A 24,981-nucleotide genomic window follows, 5' to 3' on the forward strand; every position below is an offset into this window, starting at 1 on the left:
AAATGGCTATGGAACTCGCATGGTCGTTATAGTGCTCGGACAACTTCAAAAAATTGCCGTTTTTAAGCACGTATTCCCAAAGTTTACGAAATTTCCTCAGAATTGACCGCTTCCGAATGCCACCTGTTCCACTCGGTTCGCAGATATTGCGCCCATTGGGACGCCAGAGACCATTCGGTAAATCGGATGCGTTGGGGGTCTTGCCCTTGAGAGAAACTAAATTCCAAACAGATAGCGCCCTTGGGGGCAGCTTCAGAAGCGACGATCGGATCGACTTCGGTCCGATCGACAAGCAGTCGGATTGATTTTACATCCTTTAAGGAAAAGCTTTGCAATTCCACCGGACCCGATCGCGTCGGTTTGCCCCAGGTGAGGCGATCGCCCTTTTGTCCGAGAACCGCGTAAATATCGTATTTGGCGCGATCGAAGTCCTCGGCCCAATGGCGGTATGCCTCCACCTTTTGATATTCATTCCAACCCGCCCATCCCAAGCCGATAAAAATGGCCAGAAGGGGCAACCACATCAATCCGCGTTCCATCACTTTTCTCGTATATTTACTATCACCAAAACCGTGACGGGCGATCGCCCAACAGCTAGCCCGAAATTAAGCCAAAATCAAGCCTAAATTAAGCCTAAAGTTTTTGCAACGGTGCATTTTTCGGATCGATAATCTTCTGACCCAACCGAGGAAACTTGATCGCCAAGGCCAGCTTTTCTCCAGTTCCGAAAACATGGGAAATTTGACCCGGCCCGAAAGTCTCGTGAACCACGCGATCGCCGACATTCCAATTAGCCACCCCCGCCGCCGATCCTTTAGCAATTTTCTTTGCCGTCGCGCGCGATCGTCGTTGCTTCGCCACCGCATTTCCCATTAACAATTCCCGAGGTAACTCCGCCAAGAAACGGGACGGACGCGATCGTTCGTAAGACCCCCACAATCGCCGTTCGCTAGCCATCGTTAAAAAGAGTCGTTCTTGGGCGCGGGTAATGCCGACATAACACAACCGTCGTTCCTCCTCAATTGCTTTCGGATCGTTCAAACTGCGGAAATTCGGAAATAATCCATCTTCCATTCCCACTAAAAAGACAACCGGAAATTCTAACCCTTTCGAGGAATGAAGAGTCATCAAAGAAACCGCCGCTTCCCCTTCGTCTAAATTATCTAAATCCGACGCAAGGGATGCACTGGCTAAAAATCCCGCCAAGGAAGAATCTTCCTCATCTTCGCCAAACTGCAAAATAGCATTGTAGAGTTCTTCTACATTTTGACGGCGGTTTTCCGCTTCGTCCGTTCCTTGCTGATTGAGTTCGTCGATGTAACCGGATTCTTCGACAATCCCTTGATAGATTTCCGCCGCCGTACAGTCCTCTATTTTTTCTTGCCATTTGGCGATCGTTTTTGCAAACGCATTGACCGCTTTTGCCGATCGCCCCGCCAAGGTATTCACCGAGGTTTCGTCGTTGAGAATTTCCCACAACGGCACATTTAATTGACTCGCCGCATCGGTCAACCGTTGTAAAGTCGTCTTCCCAATTCCCCGACGGGGAGTGTTAATAATACGCTGCAAACTGATGCTATCCGCCGGATTGGCGATCGCCCGTAAATAGGCCAAAACATCTTTAATTTCCTTGCGATCGTAAAAGCGTAAACCGCCGACAATTTTATAAGGAATCTGCGACTTGACCAAGACTTCCTCAAACGGTCGCGATTGAGCATTCGTGCGATATAAAATTGCAAATGCGCCGAAATTCAACTCCGGATGTTGGGATTCCAGCATCCGAATTTGGCTGACCACAAAATCCGCCTCTTCGACCTCATTAAACGCTTGATGGCAGATAATTTGTTCGCCTTCGCCGCGCGTCGGTCGCAAGACTTTTTCGATGCGTTCCGTATTTTTCTCGATTAATTTATTCGCCAATTCGAGAATATTTTCGCGCGATCGGTAGTTCTCCTCTAACTTCACTAAAGTTCGAGTGTCTTCATCCGCCAAGCCGTCGCCGAAATCTTCTTGAAACTCCAGCAAAATCGTAAAATCGGCCATCCGGAAGCTGTAGATCGACTGATCCACGTCGCCGACCACAAACACCGATCGCTTTTCCCAATTCTCGAAGGATTTGGGATGGCTGCCATTGGTGGAAAGCAAGCGAATTAGATCGTATTGCGTCCGGTTGGTATCCTGATATTCATCGACGAGAATATGATTGAACTTGCGATGCCAGTAGTCGAGAATTTGCTCGTTTTGCCGAAATAATTCCACGGGAATCCGAATTAGATCGTCGAAATCGAGAGCATTATTTTTTGCGAGCAGGTCTTGATAGTTGCGATAGATATCCGCCATCACCCGCCCGCGAAAATTCGGCTCGTTTTGTTCGAGATCTTTCGGCGTCCAACCGCGATTTTTCGCCCCGCTAATTTGGTAGCGCATTTTGCGCGGGTCGAACTTTTTATCGTCTAAATTGAGTTGATTGCGGACAATTTCTTTAAATAAATCTTGGGCTTCCGATTCGTCTACAATCGAAAAATTGCGGTTCCACTGACGCCCACTTTCATCTTGATATTTGTCGATATCGAAGCGCAAAATCCGCGCGCACAAGGAGTGAAAAGTACCGATCCAAAGGGGTTTGATGTAGGTTTTCCAGACCCGCGATCGAACTTGAGTTTGTTGGACGGGTTCGAGTCCTCCCAAGGGTTTGCCATATTGCGCCAAGGCATAAGATTCGGCAAACAGCACTTCAATCCGTTCTTTCATTTCCCGCGCCGCCTTGTTGGTGAAGGTAACGGCGAGGATATTTTCGGGATCGATGCGATGGGTACGAATTAAATTGGCTATGCGGTAGGTCAGGGCGCGCGTTTTGCCCGAACCCGCCCCCGCCACGACCAGCAACGGTCCGGAAAAATGTTCGGCGGCTTGGCGTTGACTGGGGTTGAGTTGGCTGAGAAAGTCGGTGGTCGTGGTGGTCATAATTGAACCGAATCGAATGCCCTAGAATCTTGGGTTTTGCAGGAGTTGATATTAGCAAGATTAGCGCATCAGTTCCACTCTTGGGGACGGCTGCGGTTCGTTGTCATGACGATTTCTGGAAGAAGTGAGGGGAAGGATTTTTGAGGAGTTGTGTGGGTAGGGGCGATCGCGGTATGTATGAGAGTCGGGGCGATCGCCTGCGTTATTTCGCTAAATCTACGGACAACAAAGTGATAAAAAAACTTGTACGATCGGTGATTAATCCCTCGTTATTTTGGTCAATCTCCGATGAAGTTTCGCATCTACTCGGCGATCGCGAAGCTAAATATTTGGGATTAATTACAAATGATAAAAGAACCCATAGAAATGAACCTCAATTCTAATTTACAGATATGTTAATCGAACGGTGATAGAATGATGGGTGTTATAACTAGTAAATCTGAAGTTGCGATCGCCCCGATCCTGATTCTTATCCTTACAGCTTGCCAATTCCCCTCTACAAATCATCCAGAAGTCACCACACTCACTGCAATTTCTATACAATCATTACTGTAATGAAGATTGAGATCGTCGCGATCGAGGAGAGAATGTCTGCACGATGCCCAAATTTTGTAGAGGCGAAAAATTCTTCGTCCCTACAAAGATGGCGCCGCCGACAGGAAGGATAGATAGGGTTGGGATTTGACGAGGGTAAGGGTTAGCGCAGGCGACCCGATCGCAGGATACTAAAAATGAGCCATAACCCGACAATACTCGCCGCCGCGAACAACACGTCGCTGACCCAGTAGACTTGCGAAATCTCCGTTTGCGAGGAAATCATCGCGGCGCCCATAATCAGAGAACCGACCAAAACACTGAACGAGAGGCGGTTGGCGGCGTCGTCCATCGTCCGGCGCAGTCCGTCGAGTCCACTTACGGCGATATTCCATTGCAAGGTTTCCGTGGTCACCCGGTCTAAAAACACTTCCAATTGGCGGGGGGATTGTAACGAGAGGTTTTTCAAATCGAGGGCGGTTCGCAACAAGCCTTGTAACGGGGCTTCGCCGACGAGTTGGCGCCCGAACAGATCGGTCATGAGGGGCTTGATCTGTTCGGCGAAATTATACTCGGGGTCGAGAGTGCGAGCAATTCCTTCCAGGTTGGCGATCGCCTTCGCACAAAGTCCCATATTCGAGGGCAATCTCAAATTATTTTCCCGCGAGACTTGCAGGACTTCGTAAAACATCTGGCTGAAACTCAACTCGGACAAGCTCAAATTGTAATAGCGCCGCAGGAGGCGATCGTAACCGCTCTCTAAATTCGCCAAATTGACCCGCTTGCTCGATACTCCCGCCATTTCTACCGAAAGCTGGGAACAGCGTTGGGCGTCTAAATTGACCATCGCCAAGAGCATCTCGATCAGTAACTGCTGGGTGCGCGGGTCCATACGTCCGATCATCCCGCAGTCGAGTAAGGCGACTTGTCCGTTTTTTAAATAAAACAAATTCCCCGGGTGGGGGTCGGCGTGGAAAAACCCGTCGAGGCAAATTTGCTGGAAAAAGACCCGGGTTAACAGGGTGACGAGTTCTTTTTTCTGCGCTTCGCTGTCGCCGCCGTGTTCTTGTCCGGTATAGTCGGCGAGTAAAATCGGGTCGCCGTCCAACCATTCGATCGCCAATAACTTTTCCGTGGTTAAATTCCAAAAAACTTCGGGAATTTTAAGTTTTTTCGGGTCGTACCAGCGACTTTTGGATAAATTGCGACTGAGGCGATCGGTATAGGTCGCTTCTTTGGCAAAATCTAACTCGGCGCGCAAGGCGTTGCCAAATTCATCCGCCAATCCCATCAAATCTTGGGCTTGTCCGATATCAGTAATCGAGACCAACTCCGCCAACCCTTTGAGCAGGGCAATATCTTGCTCGACAACTTCTTCGAGTCCGGGACGCTGGACTTTGAGGGCGACTTCGCGACCGTCCGCCAAGGTGGCGCGGTGGGTTTGGGCGATCGATCCGGCGGCGACGGGTTGGGGATTGAGGGTTTGAAAAACCTCTTCGAGGGGTTGGCGGATTTGCTGGCGAATGAGGATTTCGATCTCGTCCCAAGGAACCGGGGGGACTTCTGCTTGTAAGGCAGTCAGTTCTTCGATGTATTCCGGGGGTAAAATATCCGGGCGGGTACTGAGCAGTTGCCCCAATTTGACGTAGACCGGACCGAGATCGATGAGGATATTGCGTAAGACCGCCGGGGGGGGCAGTTTCGGCTCGTCGTCGGCTTTCCCGGCGGTGAGTAAGCGCCGCATGTAATCCCAACCGTTGCGAAATACGATTTCGACGATCTCTCGTTGGCGAGCGCTAGATTGAACGAAGTTGGAAAGCATGAAGCAGAATTTAGCGTGTAGAGTGTAGATTTTGGATTGGAGCGATCGCCGCTCCTGCGACGGTTAACTCCAATCTCGACCCGTAGGACGTTCCCTGAAGGCTTCCCATCCGCCAGAGTCATCGAGTGCGACGGCGAGGCGATCGCCCGTGAATGGAGATTGCGAATTTACGGTTTATGATGGTTGGCGATCGCCATGGCCGATCGCGTCGTCGGCTAAGCGCACGGTGTCTTCGTCCCCGAGAAATTCTCCGTTCTGCACTTCGATCAAGACCAGGGGAATGACGCCGGGATTTTCCACCCGATGCGCGGTACACGGCGGGACGTAAGTAGACTGATTTTGAATCACGAGGGATTCGTCGTCGCCGCAAATCACTTTGGCGGTTCCGGACACCACGATCCAATGTTCGCTGCGGTGGTAGTGAATTTGGGTCATGATCCGGTGACCGGGTTTAATTTCCAAGCGACTGATGCGATAGCGCTGTCCGGTTTCTAAAACGGTGACCGTTCCCCAGTAGCGTTCTTGGGTTTCGGAAGTTTCCGGATAGCGGGCCGCTTCTTTTTCTTCTTGGGGGGTTTGGGTGGCGTTTTGGGTTGGGGTGGTGGTTTCGCTCATGGTTTGACCTCTAAATTTACTCGGTAAGATCGGGAGAGAGTCGCGCACGGGTGGGGCGATCGCCGCATTGAGGATCGGGGCCGATCGCGAGTCACTTTCCACCATAGCGCAGTTGGCTCGACGCGCCGATCGCGTCGGAACCGTTGTCGTTATAATTCCGATTGGTATTCCGGTCGTTCTTTCAAGCTTTGGAGAACTTTTTTGATGTCTTGAGTGCGCTCTTTTTTAACAATTAGGGTGACGTTCCCATCGCGAACGACGACCACATCTTCCAAACCGATGGTAACGATCGCCTCTTCCGGGTTGCTGGCGTAGAAAATGCTCCCTTTCGTATCGAGTCCGAGATGACGGGCGACTTCCACGTTGGGACAGTCGTCATCTTTGAGCAGCCGTTCGAGGGCGTTCCAGTCCCCGAGGTCGTCCCAGCCGAAATCGGCGGGCAGGACGTAAGTGAGATGGGTTTTTTCCATCAAAGCGTAGTCGATGCTCTTTTTCGGTAAATCCGCATAAGCGGCGACCCCGCGTTCGGCGATCGGATCGAGGATTTCCGGGGCGTAGGCGCGTAATTCGTCGATGACGACTCCGGCCCGAAAAATGAACATGCCGCTATTCCAGGTGTACTTTCCCGTTTCGATAAAGGTTTCGGCGGTCTCGCGGTCGGGTTTTTCCGTAAAGCGGTTGACCCGATAGGCGCTGATTCCAGCATAGGTTCCGGCGCCTTGTCCCTGTTCGATGTAACCGTAACCGGAAGAAGGATAGGTCGGTTCGATCCCGAGGGTGACGATCGCCCTTTGGCTGTTCGCCAGTTGGCTCGCCGCTTCTAAGGTATTTTTGAACCCCTCGCGATCGCCGATCCAATGATCTGCCGGGAAAAAGCCGATGAGGGCATCATCCCCGTGGCGTTTGGCAATTTCTAAGGTGGTCCAGGCAACCGCAGGCGCAGTATCCCGTCCTTGGGGTTCGGCGAGCAGGTTTTCCGGGGGTAACTCGGGCAGTTGTTCGCGCACGCCGTCGCTCAATTCGGCACTGGTAATGACCCACAAGCCTTGCCATCCTCCGGCAACGTCGAGCAGTCGGTCAGCTGTCGCTTGTAATAGGCTTTTACCCGTGCGATCGAGGCAGAGAAACTGTTTGGGTCGCGCCCGACGGCTGAGCGGCCAAAATCGTTCGCCTTTTCCACCAGCTAAAATAACGGGGATCATAGATGATTTCATTGCTCCATTGAGACGACTCGATCGCGATCGAGGCTTCGCGATCGCCGGGAGAATTGAGTTGTTACAAACTTTGACAATTCAATTCTCCGATTCCTCTTTATTTTTCTGTCAAATGATGATAGCATGTGACTCAAAAATAAGAGATACTTTTTTATGAATTTAGAGTAAAGTTTTCAATTGAAAAATAGTATTTTGAGGTTCAAACTTGAGTCCCTATAAAACTAGCGATAATTAATTTTTCAAAAAATATTAAAAAATCCCCCTGCTTTTTTCCAGAAATGTTGTTAACACGAACTTAACCCTCGGTCATCTCCAAATCCATCTCAAAATACCTCTCAAAATCTTTGCGTGAAAATGTTTGAAGCGCTAGACCTATATGACAAAGTACCCAAATCGGGGAAAAAATCACCGAAACGACCCGATCGCCCTCCGAGGCGATCGCGCAAATCCCGCAAATCGATACCGATGCCCCCAGAACCGTTGAGCGTCAAACTGGCGCGGTTGGTGTTTTGGAGCTTTACCTTCTTATTGATGACGACCGTCGCCGCCACCGTCGGCGGGGTTCTAGCGCTGATCGATCCGAAAAATGCCCTGACTCCCCAACAACTGCAAGCCCGACAAGCTGCCGAAAAATTGAAGGCGATCGCCCCCAATCGCGATTCGATGGGCTTTCCCCGCTTCGAGTTAGCCCGACCGATGACCCTGTTGGTGATGGGCGTCGATCCCCCCCTCGACGCTCCTGACGACCCCGAAGCCGTCTTTTCCGGACGCAGCGACACCTTACTCCTGGTTCGGCTCGATCCCGACCGCGAAAGCATCAGTTTACTGTCCGTTCCCCGGGATACCCGGGTCCGGTTGGGCGATCGCGGCTACGCCAAAATTAACGAAGCGAACTACCTCGGCGGAATTCCCCTCACCTCCGAGGCGATCTCCGACCTACTCGATGTCGAGATCGACCGCTACATCCGCATCGGAACTGGAGCCTTTCGCGAACTCGTGGATCTGCTCGGTGGCGTCGAGGTCTTCGTTCCCTACCCGATGTCCTACACCGATCGCACCCAACAACTCAAAATCGAACTCAAACCCGGCTGGCAGACCCTCAACGGACGACAATCCGAACATTTCGCCCGCTTTCGTAACGACGCTTACGGCGATATCGGACGCATTCAACGCCAACACTTACTCGTCGAAGCCCTACAGACGCGGCTGAGCGATCCGAGTGTTTTACCTCAAGTGTCTAAAGTTGTGCGAGTCATGCAGAAGTATATCAATACCAACTTGAGTCTGGAAGAACTGCTCGCCGCCGTCAAAATGGGATTGGGGCGATCGCCGGAAAGCTTGCAAATGGTGATGCTTCCCGGAAAAATCAGCGACGGACACGACAGCGATCGCAGTTATTGGATCGTCGATCGCCAAGGGCGCGATCGGGTCATGGCTCAATATTTCGGCAACGGCGACGAAACCGAGGGGCGATCGCAACCCGACCAACGCGCCCTAAAACGCCTCGATATCGCCGTTCAAAACGCCTCCGGCAACCCCCAAATCGCCCGCAAACTCTTGCACGAGTTACAAAGACAAGGATTTAAAAACGTCTACGCGATCGAAGATTGGCCCGATCGCCAACCCCACAGCCAAATCATCGTCCAGAAAGGTGATTTAGAAAGTGCAAAAACCCTTCAAACCCTCTTAAAATTCCCCCGTCTAGAAACCAGTTCCACAGGCTACCTCGACTCCGATTTAACCCTTCGTATTGGCGAAGATGTAGAGAGGGGGGATTTTAGATTTTAGATTTTAGATTTTGGATTTTAGCGCGATCCAGCATGTCTCAATCAGTTGAATCTGAGCTCCAGCTTGTAAAGTCGCTAAAACCCCGTAGGGAAACAGCATTGCCGTGTCCCTAAAACCCATAAACTTTACAACCGATCGAGCATCGCTATATAGGAGACGGCTTGGGAATTTGGGGAGCCTTAGTAAAGGCGGGCAAGATGCCCGCCCCACAAAATCCCTGCCTAATTCAGCTCGAACCCATCGACCTGCAACACCGGACCGATCGCCGCCAACGTCATCACATCATCGCGGATGCGACCGTTAACCTTGACCTTTTGACCCGGTTTCAACAAGTCCGAGGGAGCGCCTTCGTAAATTTCGTAAGTTTGACCGTCATCGGCGACCAACGCCCAGGCGCCCGTACCCATTTCGCGACGTTCGATCGTTCCGGTTAGCGATACACTCATGCGAATTTCTCCTCTCCTTTTAGCGCCAGACGGGCCAAGCCAAAGCACAAGAATGCATTGACCAACAAGAACGCCCGGGCGCCCAAACCACTGCCGAGCCACAGTAACATCGGACCCGGGACGAGAACCGCACTAATCGCGAGACAGCTTGCCACGCCGAGGGTCGTACCGATCGCGAAATTCTTCCACTGCGGGTGACCCAACAGTAGCACGATTAAAATCCCCGGAATCAGCACGCTCGCAAAAATCGGGTTTAACGCACTACTCCCTTGAATCGCCGTTCCTAATTCCGGCAGCGAACTGCCCATGACCCGCATCGGCCATTGGGGCAAATCGAAGATATAGAAACCGCGCAGGACGAACAAGCCGGAACTGCCGAAAATCAGGCCGCTTGCCATACTCCAAGTCCAGCCGAACGGGAAATAGGTTTTCAGCAACCATGCCAGCAAGTAAGACCCGACCATCATCAGCAGTTTCGGGACTAAAGTGTAAACGCCGCCATCGATCCAGAAACCGGGATTGAGATAGCCATTATCGCGCAACCACCGGAAGAAGTCGCGGAAGTCGATTTTCCCGTGCATTGCCAGTTGTACTGCATTCGCCGCATCGAGTTGACCCGCGCCAAAGTGGTTGAGGGGGTCGTCTTTAATTACTCGCGCCGATTGTTTGAGGATTTCGGCCACTTCGTCCGGGTTTTCGACGCCGGAGGCTTTGACTAAAGCGGCGACCCCGGCGACGTGGGGGGCGGCCATGCTGGTGCCTTGGAAGGCTTTAAAAACGCTGGTGGGACGGCGGGTATCCGGATCGATCGCGATCGTATTTTGGAGGATGCCGCCGGATTCGCCCTTGCTGGTATCCCCACCGGGAGCGGAGATATCGACCCCCGCGCCAAAGTTAGAATAGGGAGCTTTTTGTCCGGTGGAGTCGATCGCCGCCACGCCGATGACGTGGGTGTACCGGGCCGGATAAGAGGCGGAATTGCGATTTTCGTTCCCGGCGGCGGCCACGACGACCACGCCTTTTTCGTGGGCGTAGGCGATCGCCTCTTTCATCGCTTGACTTTCGCCCGCGCCGCCGAGACTCATATTAATGACATCGGCGCCGTTGTTGGCGGCGAATTTAATCGCTTCGGCAATATCGCCGATGTTGCCGCCTCCGCCTGCAGAGAGGACTTTGAGGGGCATGATTTTAGCTTCGTAAGCGATTCCGGCGACCCCGTAATTGTTATTGGTCGTTTGGGCGATCGTTCCGGCGACGTGGGTACCGTGTCCGTTGTCGTCGTCGGCGAGTTCGCGATCGTTGACAAAGTCGTAGCCTTTGACAAATTGGGTGTCTTTGAGGTCGGGAACTTTAGAAACTCCCGTATCGATCGCGGCAACCGTAATCCCGTTGCCTTTGGTATTTTCCCAGGCTTTTTCGAGGTTGATACTGCGGAAATTCCACTGTTGACCGTAGAGCGGATCGTTAGGAATGGTGAGAGCTTTGTACTGATAATCCGGCTCGATATACTCGGTGTACTTCGAGAGTTCGGATTTTTTGAGGGTTTTCAGCAGTTGGCGATCGCCCTCGACAATATAAAAGTTGTCCTCCCGGGAAAATTCGCTGTTGAGGCGGGCTTTGACCCCGTAGCGATCGCCGAGTTGGTCGAGTTGTCGTTCGACTTGTCCGGCGGCGAGATCTTCGCGAAAATCCAAGACAATTGCATCGAACGTGCCTTGGTTTGCCAGACCTTTGAAGTTGAACAACGCCCAACTCAGCCCTACTAAAAATAAGGCGAGTAAGAATATTTTTTTCATATTCGATTAACCTTAGCGCTGGTTATTTCACCACCATAACTCAACCCAGCTCCAATCCGTCGGGACGATTTCGGCAGGGTCAGTGGCGATCGCGGGTCTGCCCCTGTGGGTTAGAATGATTTCCCGAACCGATGGCAGCGCGATCGCCCGGTTTTGAGCCTTAGCTCCCCCTGGGGGGTCGGCAACGACGGCAATTTGACGCGATCGCCACTTTGACGCCCTGGTCGATTTCCCTTGCCGTTGCTGTCCCTCGTCCTCTCGCTCCCCCGCTCCCACACCTCGGCCAACCACTCACTCGACCGACATTGTTGCTCGAACCGCAAACCATCCTTATGACCTCTCGCCGCTCTCAATCATTTTTGGACAACCTTTTACGTCGTATCCTCGCTGGTTTAATCGATTATTTACTCTTAATTTCAATCTGTTGGTTTGGCTTAGGTCTTCAATTTAATATCGGGCTGACTGGGTTATTTGCGGACAGTCAAGTGGTCACCATAAACGAACCTCGAAACCTGTTCGTGATTTACCTAATTCTGGTCGCTTATTTCTCCCTGGGGGAATCCTTCCTCGGCCTTACCCTCGGAAAGTTTATCTTTCAGGCCGAAGTCGTGACGGTACGGGGACATCGTCCCAGTTTGGTGCAAGCTGCCCTTCGCAATCTATTCAAACCCTTTGATTTGTTGTTATTGCTCTCGCCAATTTTGCTCTCGCCGAAGTATCAAACCCTCGGCGATCGCTTTGCCAAAACCCTCGTCATTAAAAGGAACGCGGCGGTTCCGACAATTCCGAGTAACAAATATTCCCTCAGTCCGCAAAAAATTGTCGGTTGGATTCTCTTAGCCGTCGCGATCGTCAATTTGACGATTTGGTTTTATTTTGCCAGCAATTATTTTCCCGAAACCAAAGCCACGGCGAGGGCGACCAATACTTATTTCATGAGATTGGAAAAAGGATTTGAAATCGACAACTTAGAATCGGCCTACACCACCTCATCGAGCCGCTTACAAGCCGAAGAAACTTTAGAAAGCTTTCAACAGCGCTTGTTAGGCAATCCGGGATTGCAGTTTTTATTAGAGAATCGAAAAGATATCAACTTTTATCGCTGGGAATTTAAAGAGGACATGGCGATGTTATTCGGTGAGATTGATAAGGAGTTTAAAATTACCGTCGTTCTCGATCGCGAAAATCAACAGTGGAAATTTCTCTCGGGAAGCGTCGAACCGATCGAAAACCCGCAAGATTTATGGAACAAACCCAATGAAATCCCAGCAGGAGAGCAGGAAAGCGTCGATTAACTCCATTGACCTCACTGGGCATTCGATCGCCTAATCCGATGCGACCAAAGCCCGCGCCAATTCGCAAAAGCCCCACCCTTCCGGTTGTCCGGTCACGTAAGCGGGTTGGTGGGTCAGGCGAGTGGTGTAGTCGAGGACGTTCGCCACGCCGACGGAGAGCTGAAAATAGTGCGGGTCGAACAAACTTTCGTCATTGGGACTGTCCCCGACAGTAACGACGCAATCCGGGGAATGGTCGGGAAAATAGCGCGACAGAACCGAGAGTAAACCTTTAGCTTTATCTTGACCGAGGGGGCGGATGTGGCACTGCACGGAACTATAGGTAAAATCCCACCCCAATTCACGACAGCGCAGTTTAAGTGAGTGTAACGCTCGGGTGGTCAATCCTTGCACGTCAAAGGTCCAATCCGTGAGGCGAAAGGGGTTGTCCGACGATTCGCAAAGGTCGGGAAACTGCCGTTGAAGTTCGGCGAAGACGGCGGCGAGCTGTTGGCGGTGACTGGGGAGATCTACAATAGGGGTTAATAAGGTGGATTCGCCATTGGCCGCATAAAAAATACCGCCATTTTCGGCGATCGCCCCTGCAATCGGCAGTAACTGACTCAACCCATTGACCCAACCCGCCGACCGTCCGGTAACGATCAGTGTAGCGATCGCGCGATCTCTTAATGCTTCTAAAACTTCGAGCAATTCCCCACTCAGTTGACCGTTGCAGGTGAGGGTTCCGTCCATATCGGTAGCGACCAAACGCACGGATTGCAAACGAGATTGGGCGATCGCCTCGGATAAGGGCAAACAAGACATTATTGATTTTAAAGATTTTGTATGTACGGGTCAGGGCATGACCGACTGACAGACTTCGATTTTAAACTAAAGTCAGGTTTCGCTAAAGGTGGGAGTCAAATTTTCAAGAGCCAATACTTGCAAATTTATTGAAAAATAGCGAACCGAGTATCAGTTTTGGGCGAGTCTACTCCCCGGCTTTATGCTTGGAGGATGGCAACCATTGCCGCTCCTTTTTTGAAATCGGGGGATCCGCCTCCGGCGTCGGGTTGCGATCGCGCGACAGGCGCCGACCCGGCGAGTCCTCCAGAACTCGAACGGATGGTCACGGTCGTTGTCGTACTTCTACCGCTAGGTCATCGGTACGAATTGCCCTCGGGCGATCGGCTTCCAGGGGTTATAGTGCTTAAGAGGAGGAGGGAGGCATCGACCATGAAAAATTGAGTCTTGCGGGGCAAATTCCCCCATCACCTTTGAGGGATGCACCGAAACTGCCCGTCGGATCGGGGGCATTCTAAAAGTGAAACTCCAGCGTGCTTGTATGAAGGAGAACTAATGACAAACTCTCATATCCTCGTTCCATCGACTTTGGCACAGACTCCCACTCCGAATCAGCCCGCCGAGGCCAACCTCTCTTCAGATAAGATCTGGATGGGGGTTTCGGGAGTATTGTTGCTCTTACTCATTGGTTTTGCGGTTTTTTCTAAACTTAGCATCGACAAGCTCAATAAAAAGATCAAGTTCGATGATTTTAAAAATCGCGAACTCCAGAAAAAACTGAAAATGGCCCTCGCCACCATTACCAAAATGGAGAAGAACCCCGATTTGATTCACTCTCGGGAGTTCAACTTAGATTATCTGCGAATGCGGATGGAAGAAGAAAATTTCCACTTTGCCATTGTCAATCAAATTAAGGTCAAAGTTAAGGAAAAAATCTCCGTCGCCTTGCGTCCGAATGCCGAAAACCGAGGCACGGGTCGGCAAGTAGACGAAGTGTTTGATGTGGAATATCAACTCGGAGAAATTGCCAAAGCAGGCAAACGGGTGTTATTCCGGATTCAAATTAAATTGACGAAATTACCGACCCAAGCCACCTCGAAAACGATCAGTCAAATTATCGACTGTTTGGAAACCTACTTGAGCGCCCGCGAAGATCACGATACCTGGCAACCGACGATTCAAGGACGAGTGGCTTACATCCACTGGGATCAAAAAGCGAAACCGACGCCCTTACTCGTTCTCGAACAGTCCAACGAAGGGGTAAATGTGACGTTCCGTACCAACACCCGACGGGGAGCGGCGAAAGCGGCGGCAGCAGGGGAAATGACCTCGATTGGCAAACCTCCGATGACCGGAAATACTTCGATGTCCGGGCGCACCGCCAATGGCAGGGGGGCAGGCGGTGGCAATACCCGCATCCGACGATCGCGCTCGACGGGACGCCGTTAAAGATGGCTGACACTCGCCAATTTAAGGTAAAGCGGCGATCGCCTCAGCTCGCATTAAGCGTCCGTCCTCCATGCGCACGATGCGATCGCCCACATCGAGAATCCGGTGGTCGTGGGTGACGAGCAAAATGGCCGTTTGTTGTTCTTTGGCCAAATGTTGCATGATTTCGACGATATCTCGCCCGGATTTACTGTCGAGAGCGGCGGTGGGTTCGTCTGCCAAGATGAGTTGGGGATGACTGACTAAAGCGCGGGCGATCGCGACACGCTGTTTTTGACCGCCTGAAAGTTTCTCCGGATAATAATCGATTCGATCGCCCAATCCCACAGCTTCGAGCATGGTGGCCGTTCGTTCGGATAGCTCCTTATCCGTCAAGCTGTCCGCGTGCAGTTGTAACGACATTTGCACGTTTTGACGGGCCGTGAGCGAGTGCAGCAAGTTATGACCTTGAAAAATATAACCGATTTGCCGCCGAACGGAGACTAATCGTTCCGTCGGTGCGTCGCACAACTGATTTCCCAAGACTTCAATACTCCCATTTTGAGGCGATCGCAATGCCCCGATTAAGGTTAGCAAGGTCGTTTTTCCCGATCCCGACGGTCCCATCATCAACACGATTTCGCCGGGATGAATTTTAAGGTGAATATTAAATAAAATCTGTTTTCTTAAATCTCCTTGACCGAAATAATGATCCAATTTTTTAATATTGACGACAGGAGAGGTAAAAGGTTTCATTGATTTTGTAGGTTTTAAAATTCGGGAAGGAAGGAGGACACTTGTCAGGAAAGGTAAAAGATTATTGTTTTTTATATAGCAGTCCTTTGTAAAATCGCAAAATCCCCCTAGGGAAACGGCATTGCCGTGTCCTTACAAGCCATTCATTTTACAATAAGATTATTTTACAACAAGATTGAGAATGGCTATAGATTGGCGATCGCCTAAATTCATCGATGTTTATGGTCAATTCAAACATCCCTCAAAACATCTGCTTTTAAAAAATATCTGCCGGATCGGCAGCACGTAATTTACGGACGGCGATCGCCCCTGAAATGGCACACATAATTAACGTCAAACAAAACACAAATAAAGCCCGAGAAACCGTCATATAAACCGGGAGTTGAGTGGCATTTTGAGTTAAAGAATAAAGGAAAAAACTACATAATGAAAATCCTGGAAAATAGCCTAAAATAGCTAAAATTAATGCTTCTTGAAACACCACGCTTAAAAAATACAAATCTCGATATCCCATTGCCTTGAGCGTAGCATATTCCGCCAAGTGATCCGAAACATCGGTGTAGAGAATCTGATAAACGATGACGATACCAACAATAAAACCCATCGCCACACCGAGACCGAAAATAAAGCCGATCGCCGTACTCGTCGCCCAATAGTCCTGCTCGAACTTGATAAACCCTTGATGAGTCAAAACCCGCACGTCTTCCGGTAAATAGTCATCAATTTTTTGGCGAACTTTTTCCGGATCGGCTCCCGGTTTGAGCTGAATTAAACCGACATCAATTTGACCGTAATCGCGCTCTTCAAATAAACGAATAAAGTTTAAATCGCTAGTGATAATATTGCCGTCGGCAGCAAAAGAAGCCCCCATCGAAAATAAGCCGCGAACCTGAATCCGGCGCATCCCTACTTCAGTTTCTACGGAACCTTTTTCGGCGAGTAAATCGGGAATGGGGCCGAATTCCGGGCGAGAATCGCGATCGAACAGTACCACATCTTGCAGTTTTATTTTGTCCAAATGCTGGTTGACTTCCGGCATCGTTAAAGCTGCTTTGTTGGGATTAAAACCCATCACCAGAATAGAGCGATCGTTTTTCTGTACCGGATTTTTCCAATTAATCAATCCCAGATATAAAGGCTCGATCGATTCGACTTCTTCAAAGGCTAAAACTTGATACAAACGCCGCCATGAAAACGATTGCATGGCAATTAAAGCTTCGGACTTAGGATCGATCAAAACCAAATCGCTATTGAGATTTTGATGCATTCGGGTGGAACTGTCGAAGAGGGCGTCGCGAAAGCCCAGTTGCATGAACATCAAGGTATTGGCAAAACTAATCCCCGCTAAGGCGACGAACAAGCGACTTTTTTCGCGGGTCAGTTGACACCAAGCGAGGGGAATTTTGTGACGAAACATGATTTCAAACAACTGGAGTGAGGTTAGATGAAGGAGATCGAATTTTAAAGTTAAAATAGAAAGTTAAAATTTAAAGTAAATTGGATTGAAAACGATCAATTTTCTTGGGGGGCGAGGGTGGCAATGGCGACGCTGACTTGCAAGTTGGTCAAGCTGGCGACACGATCGCTATGTTCGGGGTCGAGGCGGATTTTGACTTCAATGACGCGCACGTCTACATCGGCGGCGGGGTCGGTATCGAGGATATCTTTTTTACCAATTTTTAAGCCGACAGTCTCCACAGTCCCTTGTAATTCCCCCTCAAAAGCGTCGCTGGAAATGGTCGCCCGTTGACCGACGCGGACGTTTTTGATGTCGGTTTCGTAGACTTCGGCGACGGCGTACATGCGATCGGTGCGACCGAGTTCGACGATCCCGAGATTGCCGACCGTTTCGCCGGGACGGGTATGGATTGTCATGACGCGACCGTCAATGGGCGATCGCACGTATGCCTCGTCGAGGCGCGCTTGGGCTTCTTTCACCCCCGCGATCGCGCGATCGACCTCAGCTTGTGCGGCTTGGACGTCCACGGTTCGCACTTCGGAGATACTCTCTAAGGTCGATTCGGCTTGTTTTTTATCCTGTTCGCGGGTCACCACGATCCGGTCTAAATTCACCCGGGATTCGGCGATCTGTTCCCGTCCGGTACTGCGGATTTGCTCTAGAATGGCGCGGGCTTCGTTGAGTTGTTCCCGTCCGGTGGCTTCGATGCGGGCTAAGGCGGCTTTGGCTTCTTCAATTTGCTTGCGTCCGGTCACTTCGAGGCGTTGCAAGTTGGCGCTGGCTTCTTCGAGTTGCTTGTCTCCGGTGGCTCGAATTTCGTCTAAAATCGCGTAAGCTTCTTTCACTTCTTGCAAGCTAGTTTCGAGGTCCAAGCGTTTGGAGTCGAATAGGGATTCGCTGACGACCCCTTCGCGATAGAGATTTTGATAGCGCTGGTATTCGGCGCTGGCGTTGCGTAATTGGGCTTCGAGACGGGCGACGGTCGTGGTTTGGGCGGCGATCCGACCTTGTAATTCGGCGCGGAGGCGATCGAGGGTGGCGCGGGCTGCGGTAACGTCCCCTTGAAATTGGGCTTCGAGGCGGGCAATTTGAGCGTTTTGGGCGACGCGATCTTCTTGTAATTGGGCTTCGAGACGGGAAATGGTGGCTTGTTGGGCGCTCAGATCCCCTTGAAGTTGGGCTTCGAGGCGGGAGATCGTGGCTTGTTGGGCGGCGATTTCCGTGGGGAGTTGGGCGTTCAAACGGGCGATCGCCGCTTCTTGGGCGGCGATGTCTCCGGCTTTGGCCCCGGCCCTGACTTGTCCTAATTGGGCTTGGGCAATTTGCACTTGCTGTTTGGCGATGTCGAGGGCGGCGGTGAGGCGGTTGCGACTGTCCATAATGGCGATCGCCTGGTTTTTGCGGACGCGATCGCCTTCTTCGACGAGCAGTTTTTCCAAGCGTTCGCCTTCAAAGGACATCGGCGCGGTCAGTTGGACGATTTCGCCTTCGGGTTCCAAGCGTCCCAAGGCACTCACGGTATACATTTGGGTCGTGCGGGTTTTGGAATCGGTCCCGGCGGTCGGGCGATTGTCACTGAGGGGATTGAATTGCAACAGGGTGTACAGGGAAATGCCCCCGGTAACGACGGCGCCGACCGTGGCGATCGCCACCAACCAGCCCGGGATAAAACTTTTGGACACTTCCGAGGTGGGATCGACGGGCAAACGGTTATTTCTGCCTACGGGAGTCGAGAGGAAGTCTGTAGGATTCGCCGCTCTTCCTTTTGAATTCAGTTGAGGTCTTCGTTCGCCTGTGGGTGGAGATTCGGGAGCCATGGGTTTAGCTCACCCCTCGTGCGCTTAAAAGTTAATCTGTATTTTCATCATAAGGGGTCTGACCCCCGATTTTCACCCCCGCGATCGGAAAATAGCCACAAATTTCGACGAATCGAGACGGGGGATGCTCCTGGGGAGACCTTGAGCGAAGACCCCGAAGATGGCGTGTTTCCAGCAAAAAACCAAGCCTCGGACGGGCTTGGTTGTCGGGATCTAGGGATCGGTCTCGATTAGCTGACTCGGGTCGAGATCGCGCGATCGAGCATTTCCAAGGCGCGATCGATTTCGGCTTCGGTGACGATCGCCGGAGGGACGAAGCGCACCACTTTCGGTCCCGCCGGGACTAAGAGCAAACCTTCGACGATCGCCGCTTTGACGATCTCGATCGAGGTGACCTCGGACTCGGCAGCAATTTCGATCCCGTCGATCAATCCCCAACCGCGTACCTCGACGAATAACTGCGGGTAGCGATCGGCGATCGCCTGCAAGCCAACACGCAACTGTTCGCCCCGTTCGCGGGCATTTTCGACCAGATTTTCCCGTTCCAGGGTTTCGCAGACCGCCAAGGCGACCCCGCAAGCAAAGGGGTTCCCGCCAAAGGTACTGGCATGATCTCCGGGTTCGAAGACATCGCACGACGACTTACACAGCAGCGCCCCGATGGGAATTCCCCCGCCCAATCCTTTCGCCGAGGTGAAGATATCCGGTTCGATTCCGAGGTGTTCGTATCCCCAGAGTTGGCCACTGCGCCCCATGCCGACCTGTACTTCGTCTAAAATCAACAAAATGCCTTTCTCGTCGCACAGTTGCCGGACCTTTTGGAAGTAGGCGCGATCGCCCGGACGGACGCCCCCTTCTCCTTGCAACGGTTCGAGTAAAATCGCCGCCACCCTGCGTTTTTCGCCGCCGTCGAGTTGGGCGATCGCCGCCGCGATCGCCTCGAAATCGTTATAGGGGACGTAGTGAAAACCGGGGACTAAGGGGTTAAAGTTTTTCTGATATTTCGGCTGTCCCGTCGCCGTAATCGTCGCCAGGGTCCGCCCGTGAAAACTGGCGTTGGCCGTTAAAATCACGGGTTCGTCGATGTTTAAGACCGTATGGGCGTATTTACGGCTTAATTTAATCGCCCCTTCGTTCGCTTCCGCCCCGGAATTGCAGAAAAACGCGCGATCGGCGCAGGAGCGATCGACTAGCCATTTCGCCAGTTCCCCTTGTTCGCGAATGTAATATAAATTCGAGACGTGGTGCAGTTTTTGAATCTGACGGTTGACCGCTTCCACCATCGCCGGATGGGCGTGACCGAGGGTACAGGTGGCAATCCCCGCCACGAAATCGAGGTATTCTTTCCCGTCGCTATCCCACACCCGACACCCTCGACCGCGTTCGAGGGCGATCGCGAAACGCCCGTAAGTTTTCATCACCACGCGATCGAACTCGTCCGCATCGAAAGGGGTGTTCTCTACCGCCGGATTGTCTAACACACTCTCTGGACTCATGAGCATCCCAAAAATAAAAACTGAATTGACCTATTCTAAACCGGGTCGATTTTGGGATCTGGAGAGGTTAGCAGATTTGTATGAGCGATCGATCGCCAATCAAGGTCTCGTGGGAATTTTAGGCATTTTTGCCCAAGATATGGTTTTGACGATCTACTTCGAGTCTCGATCGGTACGATGTTTCAAATAGTCATAAAATTCTTGGTGATTTATGTCGGTGGGACTCCCGGCGATCGTAAAGCGATCGCTAAAATCTTCCATCCAGTCTTCCCTAGAATTCGGCTGGAATCCCAAAGGTATTTTCTTGTCGTTGACAAAATTCGCGCGCGCCTTCCTTTGTAAACCTGAAAGCATAACCGATACCTTCCATTTTACCTTGATCTCGATAGTAAGGGATAGCATCTTCTAGAGAATCCAACAAAACGATGGATTCTGACTCATCTCCAGAACAATACTCTAAGGCAGTCTTACAGGCATACCAGAGCAACCAAAAACCTACTGGATCTACTCAACGTGTTTGTGTTATTTGAGATTCGACATTATGAATATAGACAAATTCTGGCTCGTCACAGGGGTAAGGATATATGGCAAATCTAATCAGACCCATTAGATGGTTCCGATACTCCATCTTAATGATTGCTTCACAATCAAAATCAGACCGAGCCCAAAAAGTAACCCATTCACAAGTCCAATCCTGGGGCATATCGCTTTGACGAGCTTCACTCAATACAGCTCGACGTAAAGTCCCTTATCGATCGCGCACGTCAACATAAAAACGAGGAAGTCCGGATTTACCCTGTTCGATATTACTCATGAGATCGGATCTAATTTCATGACATCCTCCCGACGCTGAATCAAAGATTACAGCGCGGGCTTCCCAGCCTCACGATTGGGTGTTCGGGCCCCACGCCACTTATCTAGGTCATAGACCCCCGACAGACCGACTTGACAGGAGGTTTCCGTTCCCCAGAGTCCCTGGGATACTACGTTTTCTTGTCCACGATGCAAAACCATCTCTGCTACAGCACGTTCGCGTAGCGACGCCGAAGGCGTATCGCGATGCGTTCGATACCCACACTCAGGACAATGATGCTCTCTGACTTCCAACCCCTTGCTCACCGTAGCAAGGCAGGATGGACAGGTTTGACTGGTGCCGTTGGGATTGACTTTACCAAAGTAGACCCCACGCTTCCAGCAAACCCATTCCGTCAGAGACAAGAATTGTCCGAAGGCGGCATCAACACAATCTGTTCGCAGCATTGCTCTCGTCAACCCCGTGACGTTGAGATCTTCTGCAAAGATAGTTTGCGCCCGATCGCAAAGCTGATGAGCCGTTTTCAGATGGAAATCTTTACGACGGTTCGCAATCCGATGGTGCATTCTAGCCACTTCGACTTGTGCTTTCTCCCAGTTTTGAGAACCCTTCTGTTTTCGTGCTGCTCTGCGTTGCAGCAATTTCAGCTTGCGTTGCATCGACTTGAAAAACTTAGGGTGTTCTTGGAAAGAGCGATCGGAAGCGGTCAAGAATCGCTCCAATCCCAGGTCAATCCCAATCGCCCGACCATGAACCGGGACATCGGGAACCGATATATCCGATTCTATGGTGACGACGACATACCATTGTGTTCCTCGCACCCTGGACAATACCCTTACCTGTATCCCCCCAACCCCCCTTTGAAAGGGGGGCGAAGGGGGGATGCAGGTTGATGGGTACTTCCCCGATCTTTGGCAATTTGATTGTGAAGCCATTGATGGGATTGTTCTTGAATTGGGGAAACACAAAGGATTTGAATTGACCGAACTTTTTGAAACGAGGGAATCCATATCCCCGCTTCCGAAAGACTTCTCAGGTGTTGCAGTCTACGAATCGTAGTCTGCAACACCTGAGAATGCACCTTGCCCAAGTGCGGGAATGGCTTCTTTGCTTTGGGCAGGTTGTTCTGCTGACGATGGTAAGACGGGAATGGCTCATCGGCGGGAATGATGTATTCCTTTTCCAACGAGCATCGGTCTACCGAACACTTACGCGAAGCAATCCAGTCTTTGGGTTCGCGCAACGCGTAGTTATATACGCCTGTGCACGTCTCAAGCCACGATCGCAGTTCAGTCTGCTGCAAGGCATCTGGATAGATTCGGTAGGTGTAGTTCATGGTCAGCATAGCCGGAGTTTACCAAAGGCTATAGCTGCCTGTAAATGCTGGTCTCATCCCCATCGTAGGGCTTGGCCCTTCCCGTAGGGTGGGGATGAGACTTTTCAAGGGGAGTCCATGTATCCCGACGCTGATGCTTCGCATACAGCGCGGGACTTATAGCTCCCCGAACCCCTCAAAAGTTAAAAACGGCATTTTTTGCCCGATCGGTGCGAGTAATGTACCAAAAGCTAAGATAAATAACCATAAAATAGGCAATTTTTTCCTAAATTGCCACTCAACGTGAACTACCGCTATTGAATTAAAGATTACAATAGCGGCTTCCCTCTTCACTGGGGACTGCGCTAGATAGAACTGAAGTTCTACCACCTCGTCTTACATCCCCTCCAAGGGCAGTAGAGCGAGTTCCTAACTCTAATATCCGTAAGCCTTCATTTTTGAGATTGATGGCGGCATTGATATCCCTGTCATGATGGGTTTGGCAATGTTCGCAAGTCCAGCTTCTCGCATCAAGAGACAAGCTTTTGATTTGATTGAGACATACATGGCAGGTTTTAGAAGAAGGAAAAAATCGATCGACTTCTAGATAAACTTTTCCTTCTGATTCGGCCTTGTACTTTAACATCGTACAAAACATCCCCCAACCGACATCACTAATCGCTTTGGCGAGTTTGTGATGGCGAACCATGCCTATCCCCCCTTTAGTTCCCCCCTTATTAAGGGGGGTTAGGGGGGATTCGACCACAATCACTTGGTTTTCGTTCACTATCTTACGGGATAGCTTGTGGAGAAAATCTTCACGACAGCGACTTATTTTGGCGTGAATCTTGGCAACTTTTACCCGCGATTTATTGTGGTTGTTGCTGCCTTTCCTTTTTCGAGCGTGTTTTTGCTGTTTTCTTTTTAGGTTTCGCGCGTGTTTATCAAAATACTTGGGATTATTGTATTTCGACCCCTCACTGGTAATCGCAAAATCGGTCAGCCCTAAATCAATGCCAATTGCTTTTCCTTCAGTTGAGGGAAAGGGAGGTTCTTCTCTACCCTCCACCAAAACTGAAACATAATATTTACCATCTGGATTTTTGGAGAGGGTTACAGTTTTGATTTTTCCCTCAAAACTTCGATGCTGACGACAACGCACTAACCCAACTTTAGGCAGTTTGATGTAATTTCCCTCAAACTTAACATTTTGAGGATAACTGATAGATTGCCTTCCCTGCTTGGATTTGAATCGGGGTAATTTTGCCCGTTTCTCAAAGAAGTTTCGATAAGCGGTTGATAAGTTCAACGCCACGACTTGCAAGCATTGGGAATAGACATCTTCTTTAAGCCAAGGGTATTCCTTTTTGAGGGCAGGTAATAATCCCTGAAGATCACCCCTTGACAAGCCTTTTCCGGTCGCTCGATAAGTCTCTTGGCACAAATTTAACGCATAGTTCCAATACCAACGACAGCAACCAAAGCTCTTGGCTAAAGTCGCTTGTTGCTCGGGGGTTGGATAGATGCGGTATTTGTACGCCTTGAACATTATCGCCGATATAGCCAGATGATAAGATTATCACTGATTTGCCGAAGAGTCGCTTTCATCCCACGATTCACCTTCGGTAGAATCGGGGAATTCCCGCTCCCATTGTTAAATAGGGGTGAAAAGTTGCCCGGTAGCGGGTCTGACGAGCGCGCTACGGACTCCCGACTCAGCTTTCCCCTTCCTGGGGCGACGGTTTCGATCGATCGAATCGGGATAACTTAAATGACGTGCGATGATTCGGCGCTGGGGTATTGTCGGGTCCTTTGCCGCCATAATAGTTTTTCTGCCATTCTAGGGGAGTGCGATCGCGGCGCTGGTTGAATGAATTGCGCGATTGATGCCACTGATAATAATCTTGCTTCAATTTCGGGTCGCTTTCCATCGAGACAAACCCCGCATCGAAGCGTTCGAGTAAATCCATCGGATAGGGAACCAACATGCAAATCGGATCCCCTTTGCTAAACTTAACCGGAATATCTTTTTCGACGATCTTCCAATTCATCGTAAAGCTGTAAGGGGACCAGTCGGTTTCGATCGCCCCGTCCAAAGGCGCCGCATTGAATTTGAAGAAATTCGTCGCCCCGCGTACCATCAACCCAATTCCCGGCGGCGTCCGAAACAGCCACGGCAGGGAAAAGGTGAGAATCCCCGAACCAAAGTGAGAGGCAATCAATTTTTCGTAGGGCGTCCCTTCTTCCTTAAACCGGATGGCGATCGAATTGAGATAATGCATTTGTCCATTCCAGACCGCCTCGAAGTCCGTCGGACACCGCACGATCCAACCCATCTGATTCGCCATCACTAAAGGCAAACAACGATAAGCAAACCCGTGAGGGATCCGGTCCATCCATTCCCGCCGTGGCGGTGCAGGTTCGATCGTCCAGCCTTCCGTCGAACTAATCGGATAGGCTTTAATTTCATACCGACTTCGATCCTCTGGCGATGGCGCTGGCGCAGGAGGATTCTGGGCTTGCGGTTGCCACTCCAATGTTGCTTGCTGGCCGTCTTTAAGGGTAATTTTCAACGGCGGTAGGGTGATATGTATGGTTTGATTCGGTTCGGCCAAAATAGTTCTCCACTACCCATTCGA

The 24,981-nt window shown here is 50.9% G+C and carries 22 protein-coding genes; 3 read left to right on the top strand and 19 right to left on the bottom strand.

Features of this window, described 5'->3' with window-relative positions:
- Positions 1-83: 83 nt before the first annotated feature.
- From HCG48_RS08900 to HCG48_RS08920, 5 genes are all read right to left on the bottom strand, one after another.
- Positions 84-539: a hypothetical protein gene (locus tag HCG48_RS08900; RefSeq protein ID WP_168568838.1), complete on the bottom strand. Its 456-nt coding sequence runs from the start codon at positions 537-539 to the stop codon at positions 84-86.
- Between the two features lie 94 nt (positions 540-633).
- Complete coding sequence (gene pcrA, locus HCG48_RS08905) at positions 634-2,964, bottom strand: DNA helicase PcrA (RefSeq protein ID WP_168568839.1); 2,331 nt, start codon at positions 2,962-2,964, stop codon at positions 634-636.
- A gap of 697 nt (positions 2,965-3,661) precedes the next feature.
- Positions 3,662-5,320, bottom strand: coding sequence for an ABC1 kinase family protein (locus tag HCG48_RS08910; RefSeq protein ID WP_168568840.1), 1,659 nt, complete (start codon positions 5,318-5,320; stop codon positions 3,662-3,664).
- 174 nt (positions 5,321-5,494) lie between these two features.
- Positions 5,495-5,935 carry a phosphomannose isomerase type II C-terminal cupin domain gene (locus HCG48_RS08915; protein WP_168571818.1) on the bottom strand — a complete coding sequence of 147 codons (441 nt, stop codon included), beginning with the start codon at positions 5,933-5,935 and terminating at the stop codon, positions 5,495-5,497.
- Between the two features lie 149 nt (positions 5,936-6,084).
- A complete protein-coding gene (locus HCG48_RS08920; protein WP_445974481.1) occupies positions 6,085-7,137 on the bottom strand; it encodes a mannose-1-phosphate guanylyltransferase in 1,053 nt (350 codons plus the stop codon).
- Between the two features lie 477 nt (positions 7,138-7,614).
- Here HCG48_RS08920 and HCG48_RS08925 point away from each other — a divergent pair, with 477 nt between their 5' ends.
- Entirely contained in the window at positions 7,615-8,937 is a 1,323-nt protein-coding gene (locus HCG48_RS08925) for an LCP family protein (RefSeq protein WP_168568842.1), read from the top strand.
- Positions 8,938-9,158: 221 nt separating this feature from the next.
- On the opposite strand, the gene HCG48_RS08930 is transcribed toward HCG48_RS08925, so the two are convergent.
- Genes HCG48_RS08930 through HCG48_RS08940 form a run of 3 tightly spaced genes read right to left on the bottom strand, consistent with a single transcriptional unit; the run spans position 9,159 to position 11,470 of the window.
- Positions 9,159-9,383, bottom strand: a complete 225-nt coding sequence (locus HCG48_RS08930) for a cytochrome c maturation protein CcmE (protein WP_168568843.1) — start codon at positions 9,381-9,383, stop codon at positions 9,159-9,161.
- Entirely contained in the window at positions 9,380-11,179 is a 1,800-nt protein-coding gene (locus tag HCG48_RS08935; protein WP_168568844.1) for a S8 family peptidase, read from the bottom strand. The genes HCG48_RS08930 and HCG48_RS08935 overlap by 4 nt, the downstream gene beginning before the upstream one ends.
- A 27-nt stretch (positions 11,180-11,206) precedes the next feature.
- Positions 11,207-11,470 carry a hypothetical protein gene (locus HCG48_RS08940; RefSeq protein WP_168568845.1) on the bottom strand — a complete coding sequence of 88 codons (264 nt, stop codon included), beginning with the start codon at positions 11,468-11,470 and terminating at the stop codon, positions 11,207-11,209.
- Positions 11,471-11,511: 41 nt separating this feature from the next.
- Between HCG48_RS08940 and HCG48_RS08945 the strand changes: the two genes are divergently transcribed.
- On the top strand, positions 11,512-12,474 hold the full coding sequence (locus HCG48_RS08945) for an RDD family protein (protein ID WP_168568846.1): 963 nt from the start codon (positions 11,512-11,514) through the stop codon (positions 12,472-12,474).
- Between the two features lie 30 nt (positions 12,475-12,504).
- Here the strand turns inward: HCG48_RS08945 and HCG48_RS08950 are convergent, their stop codons facing one another.
- Both HCG48_RS08950 and HCG48_RS26440 read right to left on the bottom strand, forming a co-directional pair.
- The gene (locus HCG48_RS08950; protein WP_210437203.1) at positions 12,505-13,278 is read right to left on the bottom strand and encodes an HAD-IIB family hydrolase; all 774 of its coding nucleotides are present in this window, start codon (positions 13,276-13,278) and stop codon (positions 12,505-12,507) included.
- A gap of 179 nt (positions 13,279-13,457) precedes the next feature.
- On the bottom strand, positions 13,458-13,586 hold the full coding sequence (locus HCG48_RS26440; RefSeq protein ID WP_281362100.1) for a hypothetical protein: 129 nt from the start codon (positions 13,584-13,586) through the stop codon (positions 13,458-13,460).
- Positions 13,587-13,812: 226 nt separating this feature from the next.
- Here HCG48_RS26440 and HCG48_RS08955 point away from each other — a divergent pair, with 226 nt between their 5' ends.
- Positions 13,813-14,706, top strand: coding sequence for a hypothetical protein (locus tag HCG48_RS08955; protein WP_246259992.1), 894 nt, complete (start codon positions 13,813-13,815; stop codon positions 14,704-14,706).
- Positions 14,707-14,727: 21 nt separating this feature from the next.
- On the opposite strand, the gene HCG48_RS08960 is transcribed toward HCG48_RS08955, so the two are convergent.
- The 9 genes from HCG48_RS08960 to HCG48_RS08995 form a co-directional block, all read right to left on the bottom strand.
- Positions 14,728-15,441, bottom strand: coding sequence for a DevA family ABC transporter ATP-binding protein (locus HCG48_RS08960; protein WP_168568847.1), 714 nt, complete (start codon positions 15,439-15,441; stop codon positions 14,728-14,730).
- 256 nt (positions 15,442-15,697) lie between these two features.
- Entirely contained in the window at positions 15,698-16,858 is a 1,161-nt protein-coding gene (gene devC / locus HCG48_RS08965; protein WP_168568848.1) for an ABC transporter permease DevC, read from the bottom strand.
- 95 nt (positions 16,859-16,953) lie between these two features.
- A complete protein-coding gene (locus HCG48_RS08970; protein ID WP_168568849.1) occupies positions 16,954-18,717 on the bottom strand; it encodes an HlyD family efflux transporter periplasmic adaptor subunit in 1,764 nt (587 codons plus the stop codon).
- Between the two features lie 230 nt (positions 18,718-18,947).
- Positions 18,948-20,213: an aspartate aminotransferase family protein gene (locus HCG48_RS08975; RefSeq protein ID WP_168568850.1), complete on the bottom strand. Its 1,266-nt coding sequence runs from the start codon at positions 20,211-20,213 to the stop codon at positions 18,948-18,950.
- 153 nt (positions 20,214-20,366) lie between these two features.
- Positions 20,367-20,567, bottom strand: coding sequence for a hypothetical protein (locus HCG48_RS08980; RefSeq protein WP_168568851.1), 201 nt, complete (start codon positions 20,565-20,567; stop codon positions 20,367-20,369).
- A gap of 507 nt (positions 20,568-21,074) precedes the next feature.
- Positions 21,075-21,848: an RNA-guided endonuclease InsQ/TnpB family protein gene (locus tag HCG48_RS25930; protein WP_246259993.1), complete on the bottom strand. Its 774-nt coding sequence runs from the start codon at positions 21,846-21,848 to the stop codon at positions 21,075-21,077.
- Between the two features lie 14 nt (positions 21,849-21,862).
- Positions 21,863-22,372, bottom strand: coding sequence for a helix-turn-helix domain-containing protein (locus tag HCG48_RS25935; protein ID WP_246259995.1), 510 nt, complete (start codon positions 22,370-22,372; stop codon positions 21,863-21,865).
- A 292-nt stretch (positions 22,373-22,664) separates the two neighbouring features.
- Positions 22,665-23,891 carry an RNA-guided endonuclease TnpB family protein gene (locus HCG48_RS08990; protein WP_168568852.1) on the bottom strand — a complete coding sequence of 409 codons (1,227 nt, stop codon included), beginning with the start codon at positions 23,889-23,891 and terminating at the stop codon, positions 22,665-22,667.
- A gap of 166 nt (positions 23,892-24,057) precedes the next feature.
- Positions 24,058-24,957: a DUF6065 family protein gene (locus HCG48_RS08995; RefSeq protein ID WP_168568853.1), complete on the bottom strand. Its 900-nt coding sequence runs from the start codon at positions 24,955-24,957 to the stop codon at positions 24,058-24,060.
- Positions 24,958-24,981: the final 24 nt, after the last annotated feature.

Origin of the sequence: Oxynema aestuarii AP17 (assembly GCF_012295525.1) — a bacterium.
GTDB classification, from domain to species: domain Bacteria; phylum Cyanobacteriota; class Cyanobacteriia; order Cyanobacteriales; family Laspinemataceae; genus Oxynema; species Oxynema aestuarii.